Source organism: Neptuniibacter sp. QD48_11, assembly GCF_047778095.1.
Taxonomy (GTDB): Bacteria; Pseudomonadota; Gammaproteobacteria; order Pseudomonadales; family Balneatricaceae; genus Neptuniibacter.
Map to the genome: position 1 here is coordinate 550,166 of NZ_CP180551.1, position 21,165 is coordinate 571,330.

Here is a 21,165-nt window from a genome sequence, read left to right on the forward strand (position 1 = left end):
TATCCTTTTTATTGTTCTTGTGAGATCGCTTGGTAAATGTGCTGAGTTATTTCGCCAAGTGGAAGGGTGCCATCGATATTAATATCGGCATCTTTGACTAAGCGTTCTTGCTGTATGACGAGTGTAGCGCGGATATCTTGAATATAGCCTTCAAGGTAATTAGCTAGCCAGTCAAGTTGTTGAGCGTAGTCGGATGGGGCCTTTTTAAATTCGCTGCTAAAGGCTTTGATATTACGAGCAAGTGAAATATCAAGAGGAGTGTCTAGCCAAACTAGGCAATCAATATATCGTCCACTGGCGTGATGATGTCGGCCTAATGGGGTTTCAATCAACAAGAACCGTTTATGAGTGGTTTGGATCTGGGTGGCAATCGCTTCAGCAAAGCCGGGAATATTTAACTTGTTGTAGTCGCTACCTTGTTTCATCCATTGAAGGATTTCTGCCATGGATTGATTTGTGGCTTGTTGATAATCATCGTAAAAGAGTGTGTCTGCATCTAGCAGTTTAGCTAGGGCTAGGGTTAAAGAGGTCTTACCGCTACCAGGTGCACCAGCGACAGCTATTACATAGCATCTCTTTGAATCTGTCATGAGAGAAACATCGCTCTAATTCTCTGATCGTCCCAGCATTTTTGTGCATAGTTTAGCGTCTCTTCTGAGTAATTATGCTGGTTTATATCGTCTGGACAAGATGCGCCAGAATTTATAATAAAGTGAATAAGCGGTAACTGATCGCTAGCTAAGGCTTTATGAACAAGTTCGTCATCAAGCTGTCCGCTATATTGGAGCAAGACGGATAGATGCAGCATGAGTTCTTGTTCGGAACAGTGGTCAAAGCATTGTTGCATCAATGGTGTTGGATCGGTTTTGGCACCAGCAGTATAAAGCGCTGTTAGTAAGGACAGACTTTTTTCTTGTCTAAGTGACAGCTCTGCAAGTGTTAGAGCTGCATTTGTGTGACTTGTTTGGTCTGGATTAGCGCCGAAGTTTAACACCAGCTTTAACGCTTTAGGGGCTTCTTTAAGAATACAGACTTCAGCTAAAGGCGCAGTATCATCGGAGACTGGCTGATTGATTTCTTCAGGTTCGAGTTTTTGCAGATGTTTTTGTAGTTTGGTCAGATCATCGGCATCGATCGCCTTAAAAGCTTTTGCCAATCGATCGCTTTTGAATAACTTAAACATCTTTATCCTCACTTAATAAAACTCTACTGACACTACGCTGTCAGTAGGCCTAGTTTAGCATCCCTGTTGTCATATTTAAGAATTGGATTAAGGAGAATAACAATGACAACAACCGTCGTGGAAATGGTAACTTACAATCTGAAATCAGGCGTGAATAAAGCTGACTTTGCATCGACTCATGACAAGGTTAATGAGTGGTTAAAAAAGCAGGAAGGCTTTCTGTATCGTTCAGTGAGCGAAGATGAAAATGGCTTACTGCATGATTTAGCTTATTGGCAGGATATGCCGACAGCTAAAGCGGCGGGCGATGCATTTATGCAATCTGACGAAGGCCAGTCGTTGTGTGGTCTTATTGATATGGACAGTTGTCATATGCGTCATATGGAAGTACAAACAGAAGCGATGATTTGCGAAGGGGCTTAGGGAGCTAAATTACCGATGAGGAAAGCGGAACGCTTATTTCAATTACTCACGCTTTTGCGCGGCCGCCGAACAGCTTTAACGGCCAGCGCTTTGGCAGAAGTATTGGAAGTCTCTGAGAGAACTATCTACCGAGATATACAGGCGCTTTCGCTTTCTGGTGTGCCTATTGAAGGTGAAGCGGGGGTGGGCTATCGGCTACGCCCAGAATTCAATCTGCCACCTTTGATGTTTGATGAAGAGGAACTAGAAGCACTGTTGCTTGGCGTGCGCTTAGTGCAGGGTTGTAGTGATCAGCATCTGGGGCAGTCTGCTTCCCGAGTGTTAGATAAAGTCAGAGCGGTTTTGCCTACTGAACTTTACGACCAATATATTGAAGGCCCCGAATGGTTTGTTGTTCCTGGATTGCATCGACAATGGACAACGCAATACAGCGATCAGATTAGAGTCGCGATCAAGAATAGGTTTGTGATTGCAATTGGTTATCAACGAGAAGATAAACAACAATCCGAGCGTGAAGTTTGGCCTTTAGGTTTAGTGTACTGGGGTGCTGTTTGGACCTTGGTTGCTTGGTGTGAGTTACGCGATGATTTTCGTATGTTTAGATTGGATCGTATCCAATCGCTCACGCAATTGTCCCGTCATTTTGAAACTACAGATCAAATTAGCTTACAGACCTACCTTAAGCGTACAGAATGTACTGAAGCTTAAATGACACCTGTGACGCGCATGATATAGATGCCTGCCGATAGGCTAAGAATAGAGCCTATGGTCGTCATCAAGATTATATTCGCTGCTAGTTTCTCATTGCCTCCCATCGCTTTAGCCATCACAAAGCTAGCTGCAGCCGTTGGGCAGCCAAATAGAACCATTAGCATGGTTAAGTCTTGCCCTTTAAAGCCGTATGCCCAAGCGGCTAGCGTTAATATCAATGGAATAAAAAGCAGCTTTGATAAGGTCGCCCAAGTGGCTTGAGAAGATGTGCTGCGTAAGCTCTTCATGTTCAATGAGCCGCCTATAGCCAGTAGGGCTAAAGGTAGTGTCAAATTCGCAAAGTAACGCCCCGTTTTTTGTGCAATTTCGGGAAGTTGAAAACCAAAGTAAGAGAACGGAAGCGCCAGCAATACCGCAATGATCAGTGGGTTTTTTACGATCTCTAATACGGTTTTGCCAATACTTGCGCCACCTTGATGTTTGGCTGGCAGAGTTAATGCAATGATTGAAAGGACGTTAAATAGAGGAATCACGAGTGCCAGCAATAGGGATGCTTGAGCTAAACCGGAATCAGAAAAAAGGTTATAGCTCACAGCTAAACCAATAATGCCGTAATTACTCCGAAACGCACCTTGTATAAATACGCCTAAGTCTTCTGGTTGTTTGATCCAGCGCTTAGCGAGAAACCAAAGAGCGATGAAACTGATTAGAGTGCCAATTAAGACAAATCCTAGTTGTTCCGGATTAAAGACTGCGTGAAAATCTGTCCGTGAGATGGACATAAAAACCAAGGCTGGCAGGGTGATCATAAATACGAGCTTTGATGCTGTATTTATGAAGGCATCATCAATCAGCCCAACACGTTTCAGTAGATAGCCTAAAAAGCCAATAAAAAAGATTGGGGCGGTAATACTTGCAGTAAAACTGAGCGATGAAAGGTAAAGATCCACAGGCACTCACTCTGGAATAAAGAGTACAGTTTATCATAGTTGCTTAGGTGGTAGTTGAAGCGTGCTTTTTCGGGTAATCGAATAAAATGCTGGTGGCGCAGCCCGCTGCTAATTCATGCCACTGGGTGATGCTCAGATGCATGTGAAGGACGGCTGCCGTTGGCAGTTTTTCTAAGTGGTTTTGAGTAAGCAAATCAGCTAATTGATGTAACGCTGGATTATGGCCGATTAGCATAATACTACTTAGATGATCTGATTGATTTTGCAAAAGGTACATCAGCGTTTCGGCACAAGATGCATATAGTTCAGGATGCATTTGCAACTGTTCGGGTTTTAAATTGAGCTGTCGATGGATCTCGGAGGCAGTCTTGATTGCTCTGTTAGCGTCGCTAGCTAAGATGAGGTCTGGCACGATGCCGTACTCATTTAAACGCTTGGCCATCTTTGGAAGGTCCCGCTGACCACGCTTGTTGAGAGGGCGATCAAAGTCATCTAGGCTGGGGTCTTTCCAGCTAGATTTTGCGTGGCGAACTAAAGTTAGCTTTTTCATAAAGCGCTCCCGCAGTTAGACGCTCTTTGGAGTATTGCTTTAGATAGCTGGAATTGCGAGTTAGGCTAGATGAAAAAACATCCGGAGAGCGGCCAAAAGACTAAAATCCGGGGCTGCGGTGAAGTGCAGTATAGATTTGAGTAATGATGTGAACCGCTCTCTGCAATAAGAATAGAGCCTTAGCACAAGTCCGCCGCACAGCGAGAATATGGCAATGGGGTCAGTACGTTGTGTACCTTCCCCTATCTTATTGCTGGATGATAAAAGGACGATCTTACGAAATTGAATACATCTTTGACGGTTGTGGGACCGGCTTTTGCGGTTGAAGGACGTTCTTCATTAATGCCCGCATCTGCTGCATCGGTCTGCTACCGGGTTGATTTAAGCGCATTGGGCTTTCACGGAATAGGCGCTCATCCATCGGAGTTAAGTGATCATCAATTAACGGCATAAACTCCATCTGATCCAGTACATCCTTCTGCAGATCGATACCTGGAGCAATCTCGGTTAGTAAAAGGCCTTTTGGCGTGAGTTTGAATACCGCACGTTCAGTGATGAAGGTTACTCGTTGTTGGCATTGCATGGCGTAACTGCCATTAAATGTGATTTGTTGAACAGCCTTTTTAAATTTCTTAAGAGGCCCGTTCTCTATCACTTTTAAGCCGTGCTCGTGCACTTCCAATAGTTGTTTGCCTGAGGTGAATGTGCCCAGAAAATAAACGTCTTTAGTGTTTTGGGTGATGTTGATAAATCCGCCCGCACCAGCGAGTTTGGGGCCGAATTTACTAACGTTAACGTGACCTTCTGGGCAGGTTTCAGCTAAGCCTAAAAAGGCTTGGTCTAAACCGCCGCCATCATAGAAATCAAACTGAGCAGGTTGGTCTACAACTGCTTCGGCATTACTTGTTGCGCCAAAGCTTAGTCCGCTAGCGGGTTGGCCGCCGATGCCGCCAGGCTCAACGGTAAGAGTGAAATCTTCTATCTTTCCTTCTTCAGCGGCAACGGCTGCTACTGTTTCTGGCATGCCAATACCAAGATTGACGACGGCACTATTTTTCAGCTCCATCAGCGCGCGACGTGCAATGACTTTTCTGGCGTCTAAAGGAACAGGCTTGCTTGCTTGAGCCGGTAGCGTAATTTCGCCGCTGTAGGCTGGGTTATAGACTTCGGCAAATGTTTGAGGGTGGTCTTCAGCATGGGCCTGAATGATATGGTCGACCAAAATACCCGGGATACGGATTCTATCTGGAGTTAGGTTATGCTGCGCAGTAACACGTTCAACTTGTACTAGTACCTTACCGCCACTGTTTTTAACGGCTTGCGCAATCGCTAAGGCATCTAAAGGCAGAGCTTCGCGTTCCATGGATATATTGCCTTTACTATCTGCAGTAGTACCTCGTAGCAGGGCAATATTAGGCTGGCAGTGTTTATATAGAAGCGCTTCTTCACCGTTAAGATCAAGTAGCTGTACCAGTTGCTCTTCTGTACGGCTATTTACTTTGCCACCTTCAAAACGTGGGTCTACAAAGGTGTGCAAGCCTACCCGTGTGAGCGTGCCTGGTTTACCTGCAGCAATATCACGGAACATGTGACAGATAACCCCTTGAGGGAGATTATATGCCTCAATTTTATTATCGATCGCCATTTTTCCTAGCGCCGGTGCTAAGCCCCAATGTCCACCGATGACTCGCTTTATCATCCCTTCATGAGCAAAGTGATTTAGGCCGCGAGTTTGGGCATCGCCTTGGCCGGCCGCATAAAGCAGGCTGAGATTGTTGGGTGTACCTTGATCTAGAAATCGTTTTTCGATCGCTTTTGCGAGAGTTTCAGCAAAGCCGATGCCGATAAAGCCGCCTGTCACTATGGTGTCATTTGATTGAATTAATGCTGCCGCTTGATCGGCTGAGATCAGCTTATTTTGAGACATCCTGAATACCATTTTTGTTATTTTTAATTCGTGTGTTTACAGCAAGGCAGGGGCCATGTTTTAAATATTGTTTAAAAACAATGGTTTATTTGTTTTTTTGGTGGATGGAATATAGATAAGTGTCTGTAAAAATAGACAGCGTGTTTTTTATGTCTAATTTTTTAGACGCTTTTCCCGTCTCTTAGGCGTTGATAAAGACTTGCTCTAGAGATACCTAGCAGTTTAGCCGCAGCTGTTTTATTGCCATTGCATTGCTGTATCGCTTCTTCAATAGCTGAACGCTCGTGCTCTTTACGATAGCTTTTGAGATTAGTTAAAGGGTTTCTTTGATGGGGCTGTTCTTCATTTGCGCCTAAATCAGGCGCTTCTATTGAAGAGCCTTCAGCCATAACACAGCCTCGTTCTAGGCGATTTCGCAGTTCACGGATATTACCAGGCCAGCTGTAGCTTTGTAGCCATTCTAGGGCTGACTGTGACAGAGGTAGTTCAGGTAGCTGCGATTGACGCTGAATTTCGCTCAACATGTGTTCGGATAGCAGTGGAATATCTTGGATTCGCTCTCTTAGTGGCGGTAGGTTGATCGGTAAGACGTTCAATCGATAGTAGAGGTCTTCTCGAAATAAACCTTGCTCTACTTGGTTGCGAAGATCTTTTGCGGTTGCAGCGATGATACGTACATCCACTTTCTCAAGGCGGTTGGAGCCCAGGGCTTCTACTTCACGTTCCTGTAGGACTCGAAGAAGTTTTGCCTGCATGGAGAGAGGCATCTCTGCAATCTCATCAAGAAATAGAGTACCACCTTCAGCTAGCTGGACTTTGCCTTTGCGTGCCTTTCTATCTGCGCCGGTATAAGCACCGGGAGCGGTGCCAAACAGTTCAGCTTCGGCAAGCGATTCGGGTAGTGCACCCATATTAATGCCGACAAAAGGTCCGCTGCGCCGTGTGGAAGCATGGTGGATGCCTTGAGCTAAAAGCTCTTTTCCCGTCCCGGTTTCGCCTAATAAAAGCAAGGTAGTGTCGAGTTGTGATGCTCTTAGTGCTTGGCGACGAAGTTGCTGTGTCTTCGGCGCATTACCGATCATGTCGTCCAAAGCGTAGCGGCTTGGGCGGATGATTTTCTCATCTTCAAATTTACGCTGCAGGCGAGCAAATTTGTCGAACAATGGTTGAAGGCTGTCTAAGTCGTCGTAAAAAATAAAACCAATAGCGCCGATAATCTCATTTTCTGAATTCTTGATAGGAAGGCGGGTAACAACACACCAGCGGTTGTTAATCTGCATCAGATCGACAAAGGAAGGTTTGCCGCTTTTAATGACTCGGGGCAGTTGAGTCGTGGGGATTAATTCTTCTACATTACAGCCAATTGGATCGATCTCTTCTGGAATAGCAACGAGCTTACGATAAGCATCGTTCATCCAGAGAATGGATGCTTTTTCATCGACTGCAATAGAGCCTTGGCAAAGACTGGAGAGTAGATCGAATAAGTTGTGATTATTATCTTGCTCAATCAGCTGGCGAAGTGAATGCATAGGAACCAATCGTGTTTAAGTTTCTATGACAAAACTACGCGTAACTATCTGGGCTGCCAAGTAAAATTTGGCTTGGGACGCTGCTAAGCAACTTTTTCTTTGGCTTCTTTCGCGCGCTTTTTATGATGTCGAGCAACAGAACCCTTGATCACGATCTCCCAGTTGTCTGCTGTGCTCATTAACATGGCACCGCAGTTACCGCATTTGCAGATCTGAGAGTTACCTAAATCACTAACCGTTTTTAGCTGTGGGTGTTCCTTCCCGTTTTTAACTAACTCAAAGCAATACTTGCAATCAGTGTTCATGCTATATCTCCTTGCTAGGCATGAGAGGCTACTTTCGGTTAAATATCGGACAATAAATCATATTCTTTAATAAAAAATATAAAAAACAGCAGGTTTTTCTGCTTGTTTATTGTCCGATTTTAAGGTGCTTATATAACTTATTGAAATATAAAGATTAGATGGCTTCTTCTGTGCTGGCCATAATGCTACCGCCATCACCATTTTTGGCTAGTTCACCGATCTCCTTATCGATAAAGAATAAACCTTTGCCATCTTCGCCAATGATTTTGATTTTATCTAGGATGCCATTGAACAGCTTTTCTTCTTCGTGCTGTTCAGCAACATACCATTGCAGGAAGCTAAAAGTTGAGTAGTCCTGATTTGTAAAAGCGGTGTGCGCTAATTCGTTGATCTTGCTGGTCACTAGGCATTCGTGTTCGTAAACTTTCTCGAATAGATCACGGATAGATTCGAACTCTGCTTCAGGGGCTTCAATAGTGCCAATCAGCGCCATCGCACCGGTTTCGTTAACGTAAGTGAACAGACGTTTCATGTGAGACATCTCTTCATCAGCGTGCTTGTAAAGGAATTCAGCACAGCCTTCATAACCTTTAGACTCTGCCCATGCACCCATTTGTAGGTAAAGGTTGGATGAGAAAAATTCTAGATTGATCTGTTCGTTTAGCTTTTCAAGCATTGCTGGGCTAAGCATAGGTAAATCCTTACTAATTGGTTACGTCACATCGCAACAGGTTTACACAGCCATTTTTTACTATTGGCAGAACGAGCGCATTTGCGACATAGGTAAGTGCTTGAACGGGTATGTTTGGCAATCTCAGAGAAGTGATGCTCTATATCGCTCTTACTAAACTTACATAAGGTTTTAGATTTGCTCATTCAGAATGGGGCTGTAAAAATTTTGCTAATGATAATCAATATTAAATGTGAAATGGCTACTAGTCTATACAATCCGACATTATATCTGACCGAAAGGTCGGTAGAAACGTTTAGAAATCTATGGTTTGGCCCTAGCTAAGCTAGGGCCTCAAAAGGATTTTTTCTGTGTGGATTAAACCGAAAAGGTCTTCATCATGGAACGTAGGTCGGTTACCAACTTATGCAGATTATTGCTGGCATTATTGGTTTGCTCTGCAGCGGTCATATTGCTGCTGGCAATATCACGGATATTTAGAATGTTGTGATTGATCTCATCAGATACGGAACTTTGTTGTTCGGAAGCACTCGCAACTTGAATGCAACGATCAGAGACTTCTAGCATAGCTTCTGATACGGAATCAAATGATTGGCTAGCATCATTAGCCAAATGAATTCCTTTTTGGGCTTGTTCGGAGCAGCGCTGCATAGTGTCGGCAGTCACGGCAACTTGCTTTTGAATCGCTTCAATTGTGCTTCTGATTTCGCTGGTGGAGGTTTGTGTGCGCTGAGCTAGAGTACGTACTTCGTCAGCTACTACAGCAAATCCACGGCCTTGATCACCTGCGCGGGCTGCTTCAATCGCGGCATTCAAAGCCAACAGATTAGTCTGCTCTGCAATATCATTGATAATGTTAACGATTTGCTCGATTGAAGAAGCTTGATGTTTTAGCTCATCAGAAGATTCTGATGCTTGTTCAACATCTCTAACAAGCTCGGTGATGCTTTCAAGCATGACATCAATATTCTCTTTGCCGTTGTTTGCAAGGTCTGATGCTTTTTGCGTTGCCTGAGAGGTTTGTGCAGTGTTTTGCGCGATTTCATGAGCTGTTGCAGACATTTGAGTAGCTGCGCTGGCAAGCATGTCGCTCTCACTGTTTTGCTGCTGAATGCCCGCTGTAGTTTGATTAATGGCAGCATCTGTTTCGTTCATTACCTCGCCTAAGGTCTCAATACTGTCCTCGACTCGGCCGATAACTGTCCGCAAACGTGCGCGCATCATGCGGGTGGCTAGATCAACAGAACCTTGCTCATGCATATTTTCTGTCATCACTAATTGCGCTAATGGGTTGCTATAGATCTCATCTGTGGTGGATGAGATCTTTTTTAGACCCCGAGTACTGGCAAATAGCGTATATAGTCCAGCAGCCAGCACCGTTAACATCGCGATGGATTGGTATAGCTCAGAGATCGGTGCAAAGTTTAGGGCCAACATACTCGCCCCCATCAAACCGGTAATGCTTATAATTCGAGCCGCAAGGCTTGTTGTTTTAACTGATTTTGGTGGTGATTTGCGAATCTTTCCATAAACTTGTTCAGCACGTTGAATCTGTTCTTGGCTTGGGCGAGTTCGGACCGATTGATAGCCAGTTTTAGTGCCATTGTTATCGTATAGTGGCATTACATAAGCTTGAACCCAGTAGTAATCACCATTTTTACAACGGTTTTTTACCATCCCCATCCAAGGCTGGTCGTCTTTGATATGGTTCCATAAATCTTCAAAAGCGGCCGCAGGCATATCAGGGTGTCGAACTAAGCAATGAGGTTTGCCGATTAGTTCTTCTTGTGTGTATCCAGCGACTTGGCAGAATTCCGGGTTGGCATAAGTGATGATACCGCGAGTATCGGTTGTAGAAATAAGGCGAACATTATCGGGATACACGTGTTCCCGATCTGTTGTGTGAACAGAAGCCATATCTGTCTCCAGTTTAATTCCGGTTTATTCTGGACGGGGATCTCTCTATCCCGTGTAGTACTTATTCTTCCGTGCAGAACCACAGCAGATGTTTGTCTGCTTCCTATCTAAGTATATTCATCCAAATGACATTTGCATGAAATTCACTTACAAAATATAAGTTTTTATAGTGCTCGGACTGAACGGTCGGTATTCTTCCATGGCTTTCGCCTCCCTGCAATGGATACTCTGAAAATAAATATGGTTATTTAGTCGAGTGCTGGGGCTTTTATATTGGTAATGGAATCAACTGGTTAGGGATTTCTGTGCGTACTCTAAGAGGCGGGTGCTGCTATCGGGCTTACCGAGTAAGAAGCCTTGAATTTCATCGCATTGATGATCCTTCAAAAAGCTCAGTTGCTCTTGAGTTTCTACCCCTTCGGCAACAACTTTCAATTGCAGTGAATGGGACATAGATATGATTGCAGCGATGATATTTTCATCATCTGTATCACCGGGTACGCCAGTGACAAAGGATCGGTCAATTTTAACGGTGCTTACCGGTAGACGTTTTAGATAGATAAGAGATGAGTATCCAGTGCCAAAGTCATCCACAGATAAGCTGACACCAAGGTCACATATTTGCTGAAGCTTGTTGATAACTTTGTCTAGGTCATCAATTGCGAGTGTTTCGGTAATCTCAAGTTCTAGCAGTGACGGTGCAAGGTCGCTGTCTATAAGTGCGCCTTTGATATCATCAATTAGGTTTGGATCATAAATCTGTCGTGCTGATAGATTGACAGATACCGGCATAGGCCTAGCAGGATTCAGATTCCAAGCTTTTGCTGCGTGGCAGGCTAGGTTTAGAATTTCTCTTCCAAGTTCGACAATTAGGCCGGTTTGCTCTGCTAATTCGATAAATTGCCCTGGAGGAATCATTCCTTTTTCAGGGTGGTTCCAACGAGCCAGTGCTTCGGCGCTCAGAATATCTTTACCATTGATATGGAAACGAGGTTGGTAAACCAAAAAGATATCTTGGTTATGCAAGGCGAGACGAAGATCTTCTTCTAAGCGAGTTTGCGCTTCAGCTTTTTGGTTGACCTCTTGGTCATAGAAGAGAATGCCGTTCCTGCCTTTTTCTTTCATGTGATACATCGCGGTATCAGCGTTGGTTAGCAGCTCTTTTGCATCCTTGCCGTCATCAGGGTAAAGAGCGATACCTATACTTACCGGAGCGTTACTCATGAAATTATCGAGCTGGAAAGGTGTTCTTAATGATTCAATGATTCTATGGGATATATGACTCACTGTGTCGACGTTATCAATGCTTTGTAAAATTACACCAAACTCATCCCCGCCTAAGCGTGATACGGTGTCATCAGGTCTTATGAAACCGGAAATACGGTTGGCGGTAGCTTTAAGTAATTCGTCACCGGCAGCGTGCCCATAGGTGTCATTGATGTTTTTGAAACGATCAATATTGATAAACAGTAGGCCTATTTGGCTCTTTTCACGATTGGACCGGGCGATAGCAGAGTTTAAACGATCAAAGAACAGACTACGATTAGGTAATCCAGTTAAGCCATCATAGTGAGATAGTTTTTCAAGCTTATTTTCGGCTTCTTTTTTAGCGCTGATATCAGAAAAGATTAGAACAAAGCGTTCTTCATTATCTTCTGTGTATAGGTTGCTAACAGACAGCCATGCAGGGAACGCTTGCCCATTTGGCCTACGTATCTGTGTTTCACCTTGCCAGCGTTTATCTTGTTTTAGACTGTGGCGTATATCTGGGTGTTCTGCGAAGAACCTACGACTAAATTGGTTGATAGTGAGATCGTCAGAGCCGCACAGTTGATGGCAGGCGCTATTGCTGGTCACCATTTTTAGATGAGTGTCGATGACCAAGATTGCTTCATCGGCTTGATCGAATATTTGTCCAGCCAGTTGAATATGGCTTTGTGCATGTTTGAGATCGGTAACATCAGTTACGATTCCTCCGATGGCGTAGACATTTCCCGATTCATCAAAGAGAGGGAACTTGGTACTTAGGTAATTTCGACGGCCTAGTTCTGTGGCTCCAGTGTATTCGATTTGGATAGGTGTACTTGTTCGAATAACTTCTAAATCGCTACTTTTAAGTATTTCAGCATGCTTAGGAGAATAGAGTTCATGGTCGGTTTTACCAATCACTTTTATTGATGTGTCTTTAATCAGATCATAATAATTAGGGCTGATCATCTGGTAGCGTAGATCAGCACCTTTTATAAAGATGATGTTGGGTGTATTAGTGATAATGCCATTGAGTTGCTGTTCGTGCTCACTTATTCGGCCAACCATATGCTCTAAAGTTTTACCCAGCAGGTTAAATTCGGAGAAGTGACCCGGTTTAAAAGGTTCGGCATCACGATTGATCGCCATGTCTTCAGCATATTGAACTAAACGCACGAGTGATGTTTTTGTCAGTCGTGATATCGCTAACACAGTTAGTAATCCGATGATCAGTGCTGCTGTAATCGCCATACCCAAATCTTTTGTATACGCCAGTTCTAGAGCAAGGATCGAAGAGTTTGGCAGTGTGGCTACAACTTTTAATTGTTGTTGTGTATTAAAAGAGAGCTGATAGTGGTGGATGATCCTATCGTCCTCGAATACCTCAAACAGAGTATCTGGTTTTGACTGCTGGAGTACTGATAGAAGCTTAGGTGTGAGTGCTAAGCTAGATGTGACTTGTTGGTTGAAATACAGCGCAACTGATTCTGCACCCGTTAAACTTTGAATCTCGCTGAGTAATTTAAAGTGATCATTTAACAGAATAAATGAATGTAGTGTTCCTATTACCTCGCCCAAGTCATCACTGATGATTGGAAAGGTAATTCGCATGAGGTGCAGTGGCGTAGCTGTGTCATGTGATACTGATTGTACTTTCCAGCTGCGATTTGGGATAAATTCTTTGGTTAATTCACTCAGGTTCAGCTGCATACCTAGAAGCGAGGTATTGATAAATTCGTAATGATTGCCTTGTTGGGTTTCCAGCACAAATGCATGGATGCTTTCACCTGTTTGTCCAGCTAGCTGCTGTTGCAAAAATTTGTTTAGGTCTTTTTGATGCTGGTTTTCTATGCCGGTTTTTAGAATGTCTCGTTGGCTAATCTGCTCGGCGTTAAAGGCTGCCGCTTTTAAGTATTTATAGAAGAATTGTTGAAGAACCGTCTGATTGCGGGAATGAGATAAGTTAATCTCTTCCAACAGTGCTCGTTGTGAACCTTGATACGCAGGTATGAGTAATACCAAAGCGATAACTGTGAGTGCACAGAGTACAATGGATAAGATAGCGGTTGAAAACTTAACTTTTTTCACTGATTACTGCCCGTGACTACTGTAGCGAAAAGCTCTTTTCTTTAGTTGCTCGATCTCATCCTTGTCTGTGCCTTTGCTCAATAAAACAATATCGCCTGAATAGATGTGAGGCACACTACTACTTTGGCCTGAAATATCCATCTTTATAGCCTCAGCCATAGCGACACTACTGTCGTCATTCATTCGCATAACAGTGAGGTCTAATTTACCTTCTAATAGTGCTTCAATCTCCCGATCGCCACCGCCCCAACCATTCAGTGTTACTTGATTGATTAGGTTTTTTTCGTCTAATGCTCTTATCGCACCTAAAGCGATATCGGTTGAGCAGGCAAAAATCATATTTAAATCTGGGGTTTTTTCTAGGGTCGCTAGTGTTGCTTTGTATGCTATTTCACTGTTTCCTTTAGTATAGTAACTGCTTACCAACTTTAAGTCGGCGTTGTTTACTGCTTGTTGAGTAAATGTATCTCCACGCATTTTGCTTACATATCCACGCGAGAAATAGAGCATGGAGTATTTGCCTTTAGAGTGTTGTTCTAGCATCTGATCGGCAAGTAACTGAGTTCCTTTCTCGTGATCAAAACCTGTATAGAGGAAAGGTTTTAGTTGCTGCCATTGCTGTAGTGGAGTTGTGATGTTCTGCAGAATTAATTTCGGTTTTCCGCGCAGCAAGATCCTCTCGATCATCGCTTGATGGCGAAGAGCATCAAGTGTGTAGATTAAATAATCAGGTTCCCAAGCAATGGCGCTATTGAGTTGCTCACTCTGCAATGAAATATCAACTGTAGGTCGAGAAAAATAGCTGTTGATCTCATATGAAACATTAAGTTCGGATAAGCGCTTTTCAAGGGTGCTTACGCTTCTACGCCAGTAGTCTGAAGATTGTTCTGCAGGATAGATGATCGCAATTTTGATCGGTTTTTCATTGGTTGTGTCTATAGGGGAGGCTTCTTCGCGCACAATCTTAGAAAAAGCCTGCATCTTTAGACGTTGTTCTGGGTGCGCTGTTAAGTAGTCAGATACACGAATATATTGGCTGTTGTCATCGGCTGCTACGCTTACCCAAAGGCCGCTGGCAAATAGAATCGTTGCAATATGCACGAAGAAGTTACGAAAAGGTTTGAACATATTGATTTTTAACCCTACTACAAACGTAGGTTTAACCTAGCATGTAAGTTTTTGTTTGAATATGCGCCATGTCATAAATATGTAATAAATTTTGTATGTAACTGCTTGTTTATAATAATGGTTCTGTATATTAGTAAAAGCCTGAATTACCAGTTTTAAGTGTTTTTGATCGCTGTGATCAGATCACCTTTTCTAACATTGATTGCCAGAGACTATGAAATTGCTGACTATTATTGTTAGTAAATGTGCGGGTGGATGTTATTGAGCAATTGCTGGCTTTATAGCAAGCTGCTCAGATCTTCCCGACAAAAATAATAATTGGGTTTTACATGCTAAAACGATTTCCAACAGCGCTTCTTAGTATAGCGCTCTTGTTAAATGTAGGTTTGGTTAAAGCAGATAGATTAATACTCCCGGCTTTAGAGCAAGATCGCTTGGATAAAAGTCTACTGCTTGATATAGACGCAGCTGATCAAAGGCTGGTTGCTGTAGGTGAGCAAGGTGTGATTATCACCTCCGATGATGAAGGTGATAAATGGCAACAAGCAATAGTGCCTGTAAGCGCAATGTTGACGGCCGTACACTTCTTAAATAATAAGCGTGGTTGGGCAGTAGGGCATGACGGTGTAATGCTCTCGAGCGAGGATGCTGGTTCTAATTGGCAGTTGGTTTTGGATGGCAACCAGCTCAACGGCATGCGAGTTAAAGCAATTGAAACTTCTCTCTCTGAACTATCCAAGCAAAGTGACGTTGATCCAATAGATATTGAAACCCTTGAATACCAATTAGAAGACGCTCAGTTTGCTAAAGAAGAGGGGGCTAGTTCTCCTCTATTAGATGTTTTATTTATTGATTCCCAAAAAGGTTTTGCTGTTGGTGCTTATGGTCTTTTGATTGAAACAAAAGATGCGGGTGCAAATTGGCACTATGCAGGCCATACACTTCCTAATCCTGAAAGCCTGCATTTGAACCGACTGTTCTACACAAAGCAAGATGAACTGTTTGTGCTAGGTGAAGCGGGTTTACTACTTAAAAGTAAGGACAACGGATTGAGCTGGGAAAGCGTGGTTGTGCCTTACGATGGTTCTTTCTTTGCCATGGTGGAAAGTGAAAACCTTTTTCTAATGGGGCTCAGAGGCAATGCTCTGATGAGAGTTAAAGCCGATGTTTGGGAAACAATAGAGCTTCCGGTTAAATCGACAATTAATGACGCAGTGGAAGCGGGTGGGAAGGTCTACCTTGTAGGTCAAGGTGGGGCGCTTTTACACAAGACGACAAGCGGGTATGAAGCTTTCTCTAAACGAGGTTTGCTAAGTTATTCGGCGGTTGTACATGTCGATGATCAGCTAATAGCAGTCGGTGAGGCCGGCGTAACAAAGATCGCTATACAGGGGCGTGCTGAAAATGAATAAGCTATCTGCTCTTCTTTTATGGCCGATTAACACTAGTGAACAATTAGCTGAAACACTTCTATTTAGCTATCGCAAAGTATTGTTGCTGATTTTTATAGTGATTACAGCGCTACTTGCCTGGCAAGCATCTCAAGTTCGCCCTGATGCTAGTTTTGTGAAAATGATCCCGGCTTCACATCCATATGTGGAAAACTATATTGAGTATCGTGATGACTTAGCGGGCCTTGGTAACAGTATTCGTGTGGTTGTTGCCGCAAAAGAGGGTGATATTTTTACACCTGAATTTCAGACCACTCTCAAGCAGGTAACGGACGAGCTGTTTTTTATCCCAGGGGTCGACCGATCATCGCTCAAGTCTATCTGGACGCCAAATGTACGTTGGACGGAAGTGACCGAAGACGGGTTTGTCGGTGGACCTGTAATTCCAGCCAAGTATGACGGTTCTAGTGAAAGCTTAGAGCAGGTAAGAACGAATATCTTACGTTCGGGGCAAGTTGGCATTCTGGTGGGTAATGATTTCAAATCCGCTATGGTGCAGGTTCCTCTATTTGATTTACATCCAGAAACGGGTGAAAAACTAGATTACCAAGCTTTCTCCGAGCAACTCGAAACGCTAGTACGAGATAAATACAGCTCGGACCAAATCGATATCCATATGACAGGGTTCGCCAAAATTGTTGGCGACCTAATCGATGGTGCTACCGAAGTTGCGTTGTTCTTTGCTGTGGCCATAGTTGTTACGTTGCTATTGCTTTATCTCTATTCTGGTAGTGTGATGGGTACCATCGTTCCGCTGGTTTGCTCTCTGGCTGCGGTTATTTGGCAGCTAGGTCTACTCAATCTGCTTGGATATGGTATCGATCCCTATTCGATGTTGGTGCCGTTTTTGGTGTTCGCCATAGCGGTTAGTCATGGTGTGCAGATTGTAAATACGATCACTTTAGAATCGGCGACTAAAGGCTCGAGTAAGCTGGTTGCGGCACGACATGCTTTTAAAGCGATCTATATTCCAGGTATTACTGCGCTAATTTCTGACGGAATCGGGTTTATCACTTTGATGGTGATAGAGATTGAGGTAATTCAAGATCTGGCGGTTGCAGCTTCTCTGGGAGTTGCAGTTATTGTGCTGACTAACCTGATGCTATTGCCATTACTTATGAGTTACGTTGGGGTAGGTAAGCGAGCGATAACAAAAGCTAAACGAAGTATTGAATCGGAAAGTTCATATTGGCACTACCTAAGCTTTTTTTCACGCCCAATAGGTGCAACGATCGCGGTAACGACTGCTTGCATTATGTTGGTGTTAGGTTTGTATGGCAGTAAGGATCTACAAATAGGAGATCTTGATGCAGGAGCACCAGAGCTTCGTGCTGACTCTCGTTATAACTTGGATAATCAGTTTGTAACCTCCAATTACTCGACATCCAGTGATGTGTTTGTGGTGATGGTCACTACACAAGAGGAGCAGTGTAGTCATTACAAAACCTTAGAGGTTGTGGATAGATTTCAGTTCTATCTGCGATCCATTAAAGGTGTTCAATCCAGTATTTCTTTAGTTGACGTATCTGAACGTGTAACCGCGGGGCTTAATGAGGGCAGTCTAAAGTGGCGGACAGTACTACGTAACCAATACGTTATTAATGCCTCACTTTCTCATGTACCAGCAGGTTTAATGAACTCTAACTGTTCTTTACTGCCAGTGATTGTGTTCTTGGATGATCATAAGGCTCAAACGCTCAAAGATGTAACAGCGGCAGTCGATAGCTTTGCTGCAGAATACGGAACTGAGGATATCCAATTCAAAATGGCTGCAGGCAAGGCCGGTTTTGAGGCTGCAACCAACGAAGTCATTGAGACAGCCCAATATGAGATGCTGATTTGGGTTTACTCAGTAGTCAGTTTACTTTGCTTGCTAACGTTTAGGTCTATAAGAACAGTTGTCTGTATTATTGCGCCTTTGGCGTTAACATCAGTGCTTTGTCAGGCGTTAATGGCTCATTTGGGTATCGGTGTTAAGGTGGCGACCCTGCCCGTGATTGCTTTAGGTGTAGGTATAGGCGTTGATTATGGTATCTATATCTATTCCAAAATGCAGACCTTTCTCAAACAAGGTCATTCATTGTCCAAGGCTTATCTAGAAACTTTGCAAAGTACAGGCAAATCAGTTGCTTTCACCGGTTTAACCCTTGCGATTGGAGTAGTGCTATGGACGCTTTCACCAATTAAATTCCAAGCAGATATGGGGATTCTTCTAACCTTTATGTTTATTTGGAATATGCTGGGTGCGTTGATCCTGTTGCCTGCGTTAGCTTGTTTGCTCCACCCTGAAAAAGATAGTGCGCGGGCTTAATTGCTTTTCAATAGTTGCCGCATATGACCCTTATTATTGAATGCTTTTTGTATGGCTTTTGCCGCGATAGCGGCAAATAGGCGGATTTTTATTGCCGGTTATGCGGTTTTTTGTTTTTAAAATATTTCTTAAGTCATTGTTATTAAAGATATATATTTCATTGGTATGTATATTGCTTTTTGTGAGGTACTAACTGCTTTTGCCAGTTGATAATGAGCGAGAAAAGTCAGCTAAGAAGCCTAGCGTATGCATCATGACGCTGCGTGAAGGGTTGACCTTTGACTTTGAGGTTGTTTGAAAAGGCTTCCTTTCTCACTGGCGAATTAAAATTAATGAAGTGTATTCCTGCGGGGCAGACTCGGCTGGATATGGGGAGAATCTCTCATGGCAATGGTAATTAACTCGAACATAATGTCGCTCAATGCGCAGCGAAACTTGACGATATCCCAAGGCGATCAGAACCAGGCCATGGAGCGGTTAACAAGTGGTAAGCGTATTAACTCCGCTGCGGATGACGCGGCAGGTTTGGCTATATCTAACCGTATGACTTCTCAGATTCGAGGTTTGGATCAGGCTGTTCGTAACGCAAATGATGGTATATCGCTTATTCAGACCGCAGAAGGTGCTCTAGATGAGACGACCAATATTCTGCAGCGTATGCGTGAGCTGTCTATCCAATCTGCCAACGGCACATATACTGATGCTAACCGTGCCACGATTGATGCAGAAGTTCAGCAGCTAATTAAAGAACTTGATCGCATATCAGAAACAACGACATTTAATGGTCTGAATATCCTTGACGGTACGCTAGGTACAGTTGACCTTCAGGTTGGGGCAGAAGCAAACGAAACGATTAGATTTGAAGTAGGTGCACTTGATGCAGATAGTCTGGGGTTTGGGTCTGTTAGTGCTGATATCTCAGGTGATGATGTTACTTTAGGTGCTGGTGTAGATATTAAAGATGGCGATGTTTTGATCAATGGTCAGAGTATCGGTGCTTTGACTTCTTCATCTACCTTTTCTGATGTGTTGGACACTATTAACGAAAATGTTACAGGGGTATCAGCAGCGGGCTTTAATGATATACAAGCATCTCTTGCTGGTACGGGCTTAACAACTTCAAGTAATCAACTAACAATTACAGTTACTCAAACTGACAACACAACTACTTCCTTTGTTATTCAGGATACTAATAATCTAGAAGAACTAGCGGAAGCTATTAATACCACAACAGGTGGTACTGTGCAGGCGTCTATAAATGATGAAGGCGAACTGGTACTGCAAAACAGTACCGGTGCTAGCATTGCTTTGGAAACAACGGGCTCTGATGCAGATACTGTAACCGGTATTGCGTCTGCAACCTATCAGGGGCAGTTGGCATTAACGTCAGATACGGGTGGTGAAATTACTATTACGACCGGTCCAGAAGGCTCTCCAGGGGATTTGGAAGATCTTGGTTTGTCCGAAAACTTGGATGGCGGTGTATTAGTTGGTGAGGCATTAGATTCAGCTGATGCTGTAGCTTCATTAGGTTTTGAAGATCTGAAAATTAATGGTATCGGGGTGCCTAACGAGCTGAATGGTGAGGCTGTTGATACACTTCAGGAGAAGGTTGCAGCTATTAATTCTGTGAGTAGTGAAACTAACGTTACAGCCGCCCTGATTGGCGAAGATAGTAATGTTAATGAGCTAGATGCAAGTTCCACGGAAATTGAAGCTTCAGCTGCGTTTGAAGCAATTTCTGCAGCTGCATCGCTTTTAGTTAACGGTGTTGAAGTTGCTTTGACAACATCGGACTCTATAAGTGAAGTGGTAAGTGCGTTTAACGCAGTGACTTCTGATTCAGGTGTGGTTGCCTTCGTAGATGATGATAATAAAATCCACCTATATAGTGATGATTCGATTACGATGGCTGCAACAGCTGCAACTGATTTTGGTAATCTGAACTTGGCAGGGATTGGTACTGGCGGCTTCTCAGCTGGTACGACAACAGATGAGTCTGACTACACTTCGCTAGCTACTGACACGACAATAAAAGTTAATGGTCAGGAAATCCTATTCTCGGCAGCTGATTATACTGATGTCGATACTGTAGTAAGTACTATTAACGGACAAACTGCCAATACAGGCGTATATGCATCTGTAAATGATTCTGGTGAAATTACCTTAACGGCTAATGGAGCATTTACTCTAGAAGCGGGTGAGGGTGATTCAGGTAAATTGCTTCGAGGTATGGGCTTCCAAACTTCTGAATTTATCGATGCTACTGCCGGTGACGGTCTACAGGCAATTCAGATTGATCCGCAGCTTAAACTGGATTCATTAAATGATTCAGCGATTAGTGTTGAGGTCACATCTGCAGGGGCGACAGCAACAGGGCTGCGTAATCAGAATGAATCAGGTACAGGGGCTGCAACGGGCAGTGCGATTAGCACAATTAGTGTAGGTACGGCAGCGAGCGCTCAAAAAGCAATAGGTGTGATCGATAATGCACTTGAGCAGGTGAACGATGTTCGAAGTGAGTTGGGTGCGGTAAATAACCGTCTGGACTTTACAATCAATAACCTGTCAAACGTATCTGAAAATGCATCAGCTGCGAGATCTCGGATCATGGATGCTGATTTTGCAGCTGAATCTGCTGCGCTATCCCGTGCACAGGTCCTACAGCAAGCAGGTACAGCTATGCTTGCGCAGGCTAATGCAGCGCCGGAACAGGTATTGTCTCTACTTCAGTAACAATAAAGTAGCCGCCC

Annotated in this window: 16 protein-coding genes; 5 read left to right on the top strand and 11 right to left on the bottom strand. The window is 43.6% G+C overall.

Annotated elements, in window-relative coordinates; translation table 11 throughout:
* Positions 1-8: 8 nt before the first annotated feature.
* Both ACMXYU_RS02375 and ACMXYU_RS02380 read right to left on the bottom strand, forming a co-directional pair.
* Complete coding sequence (locus ACMXYU_RS02375; RefSeq protein ID WP_415900024.1) at positions 9-590, bottom strand: hypothetical protein; 582 nt, start codon at positions 588-590, stop codon at positions 9-11.
* Positions 587-1,183 carry a hypothetical protein gene (locus ACMXYU_RS02380; RefSeq protein ID WP_415900025.1) on the bottom strand — a complete coding sequence of 199 codons (597 nt, stop codon included), beginning with the start codon at positions 1,181-1,183 and terminating at the stop codon, positions 587-589. Before ACMXYU_RS02380 ends, ACMXYU_RS02375 begins: the two co-directional genes overlap by 4 nt.
* A 102-nt stretch (positions 1,184-1,285) precedes the next feature.
* On the opposite strand from ACMXYU_RS02380, the gene ACMXYU_RS02385 reads away from it, so the two are divergent.
* Both ACMXYU_RS02385 and ACMXYU_RS02390 read left to right on the top strand, forming a co-directional pair.
* Positions 1,286-1,606, top strand: coding sequence for a hypothetical protein (locus ACMXYU_RS02385; RefSeq protein ID WP_415890179.1), 321 nt, complete (start codon positions 1,286-1,288; stop codon positions 1,604-1,606).
* 15 nt (positions 1,607-1,621) lie between these two features.
* Positions 1,622-2,314, top strand: coding sequence for a helix-turn-helix transcriptional regulator (locus tag ACMXYU_RS02390; RefSeq protein WP_415900026.1), 693 nt, complete (start codon positions 1,622-1,624; stop codon positions 2,312-2,314).
* Here ACMXYU_RS02390 and ACMXYU_RS02395 read toward each other — a convergent pair.
* The 9 genes from ACMXYU_RS02395 to ACMXYU_RS02435 form a co-directional block, all read right to left on the bottom strand.
* On the bottom strand, positions 2,311-3,267 hold the full coding sequence (locus ACMXYU_RS02395) for an AEC family transporter (protein ID WP_415893332.1): 957 nt from the start codon (positions 3,265-3,267) through the stop codon (positions 2,311-2,313). The two genes, ACMXYU_RS02390 and ACMXYU_RS02395, sit on opposite strands and share 4 nt — an antisense overlap.
* A 43-nt stretch (positions 3,268-3,310) precedes the next feature.
* Positions 3,311-3,817: a SixA phosphatase family protein gene (locus ACMXYU_RS02400; protein WP_415900027.1), complete on the bottom strand. Its 507-nt coding sequence runs from the start codon at positions 3,815-3,817 to the stop codon at positions 3,311-3,313.
* A gap of 274 nt (positions 3,818-4,091) precedes the next feature.
* On the bottom strand, positions 4,092-5,744 hold the full coding sequence (locus ACMXYU_RS02405) for an acyl CoA:acetate/3-ketoacid CoA transferase (RefSeq protein ID WP_415900028.1): 1,653 nt from the start codon (positions 5,742-5,744) through the stop codon (positions 4,092-4,094).
* A gap of 161 nt (positions 5,745-5,905) precedes the next feature.
* On the bottom strand, positions 5,906-7,273 hold the full coding sequence (locus tag ACMXYU_RS02410) for a sigma-54 interaction domain-containing protein (RefSeq protein ID WP_415900029.1): 1,368 nt from the start codon (positions 7,271-7,273) through the stop codon (positions 5,906-5,908).
* A gap of 83 nt (positions 7,274-7,356) precedes the next feature.
* Positions 7,357-7,578: a hypothetical protein gene (locus tag ACMXYU_RS02415; protein WP_415890185.1), complete on the bottom strand. Its 222-nt coding sequence runs from the start codon at positions 7,576-7,578 to the stop codon at positions 7,357-7,359.
* A gap of 154 nt (positions 7,579-7,732) precedes the next feature.
* A complete protein-coding gene (gene ftnA / locus ACMXYU_RS02420) occupies positions 7,733-8,269 on the bottom strand; it encodes a non-heme ferritin (RefSeq protein ID WP_415900030.1) in 537 nt (178 codons plus the stop codon).
* A gap of 357 nt (positions 8,270-8,626) precedes the next feature.
* On the bottom strand, positions 8,627-10,186 hold the full coding sequence (locus ACMXYU_RS02425) for a PAS domain-containing methyl-accepting chemotaxis protein (protein ID WP_415900031.1): 1,560 nt from the start codon (positions 10,184-10,186) through the stop codon (positions 8,627-8,629).
* A 285-nt stretch (positions 10,187-10,471) separates the two neighbouring features.
* Positions 10,472-13,522: an EAL domain-containing protein gene (locus ACMXYU_RS02430; RefSeq protein WP_415900032.1), complete on the bottom strand. Its 3,051-nt coding sequence runs from the start codon at positions 13,520-13,522 to the stop codon at positions 10,472-10,474.
* Between the two features lie 3 nt (positions 13,523-13,525).
* Positions 13,526-14,650 carry a substrate-binding domain-containing protein gene (locus ACMXYU_RS02435; protein ID WP_415900033.1) on the bottom strand — a complete coding sequence of 375 codons (1,125 nt, stop codon included), beginning with the start codon at positions 14,648-14,650 and terminating at the stop codon, positions 13,526-13,528.
* Between the two features lie 329 nt (positions 14,651-14,979).
* Between ACMXYU_RS02435 and ACMXYU_RS02440 the strand changes: the two genes are divergently transcribed.
* The 3 genes from ACMXYU_RS02440 to ACMXYU_RS02450 all read left to right on the top strand — a co-directional run bounded on the left by ACMXYU_RS02440 (position 14,980) and on the right by ACMXYU_RS02450 (position 21,148).
* Positions 14,980-16,062, top strand: a complete 1,083-nt coding sequence (locus tag ACMXYU_RS02440; RefSeq protein ID WP_415900034.1) for a WD40/YVTN/BNR-like repeat-containing protein — start codon at positions 14,980-14,982, stop codon at positions 16,060-16,062.
* The gene (locus tag ACMXYU_RS02445; RefSeq protein ID WP_415900035.1) at positions 16,055-18,412 is read left to right on the top strand and encodes an efflux RND transporter permease subunit; all 2,358 of its coding nucleotides are present in this window, start codon (positions 16,055-16,057) and stop codon (positions 18,410-18,412) included. Before ACMXYU_RS02440 ends, ACMXYU_RS02445 begins: the two co-directional genes overlap by 8 nt.
* 384 nt (positions 18,413-18,796) lie before the next feature.
* Positions 18,797-21,148, top strand: coding sequence for a flagellin (locus tag ACMXYU_RS02450; protein ID WP_415900036.1), 2,352 nt, complete (start codon positions 18,797-18,799; stop codon positions 21,146-21,148).
* Positions 21,149-21,165 lie beyond the last annotated feature (17 nt).

Bases quoted from the DNA above. Each gene is read 5' to 3' on its own strand.
- ACMXYU_RS02375 (WP_415900024.1), bottom strand. From the start codon at position 590: ATGACAGATTCAAAGAGATGCTATGTAATAGCTGTCGCTGGTGCACCT.
- ACMXYU_RS02380 (WP_415900025.1), bottom strand. From the start codon at position 1,183: ATGTTTAAGTTATTCAAAAGCGATCGATTGGCAAAAGCTTTTAAGGCG.
- ACMXYU_RS02385 (WP_415890179.1), top strand. From the start codon at position 1,286: ATGACAACAACCGTCGTGGAAATGGTAACTTACAATCTGAAATCAGGC.
- ACMXYU_RS02390 (WP_415900026.1), top strand. From the start codon at position 1,622: ATGAGGAAAGCGGAACGCTTATTTCAATTACTCACGCTTTTGCGCGGC.
- ACMXYU_RS02400 (WP_415900027.1), bottom strand. From the start codon at position 3,817: ATGAAAAAGCTAACTTTAGTTCGCCACGCAAAATCTAGCTGGAAAGAC.
- ACMXYU_RS02405 (WP_415900028.1), bottom strand. From the start codon at position 5,744: ATGTCTCAAAATAAGCTGATCTCAGCCGATCAAGCGGCAGCATTAATT.
- ACMXYU_RS02410 (WP_415900029.1), bottom strand. From the start codon at position 7,273: ATGCATTCACTTCGCCAGCTGATTGAGCAAGATAATAATCACAACTTA.
- ACMXYU_RS02415 (WP_415890185.1), bottom strand. From the start codon at position 7,578: ATGAACACTGATTGCAAGTATTGCTTTGAGTTAGTTAAAAACGGGAAG.
- ftnA (WP_415900030.1), bottom strand. From the start codon at position 8,269: ATGCTTAGCCCAGCAATGCTTGAAAAGCTAAACGAACAGATCAATCTA.
- ACMXYU_RS02425 (WP_415900031.1), bottom strand. From the start codon at position 10,186: ATGGCTTCTGTTCACACAACAGATCGGGAACACGTGTATCCCGATAAT.
- ACMXYU_RS02435 (WP_415900033.1), bottom strand. From the start codon at position 14,650: ATGTTCAAACCTTTTCGTAACTTCTTCGTGCATATTGCAACGATTCTA.
- ACMXYU_RS02440 (WP_415900034.1), top strand. From the start codon at position 14,980: ATGCTAAAACGATTTCCAACAGCGCTTCTTAGTATAGCGCTCTTGTTA.
- ACMXYU_RS02445 (WP_415900035.1), top strand. From the start codon at position 16,055: ATGAATAAGCTATCTGCTCTTCTTTTATGGCCGATTAACACTAGTGAA.
- ACMXYU_RS02450 (WP_415900036.1), top strand. From the start codon at position 18,797: ATGGCAATGGTAATTAACTCGAACATAATGTCGCTCAATGCGCAGCGA.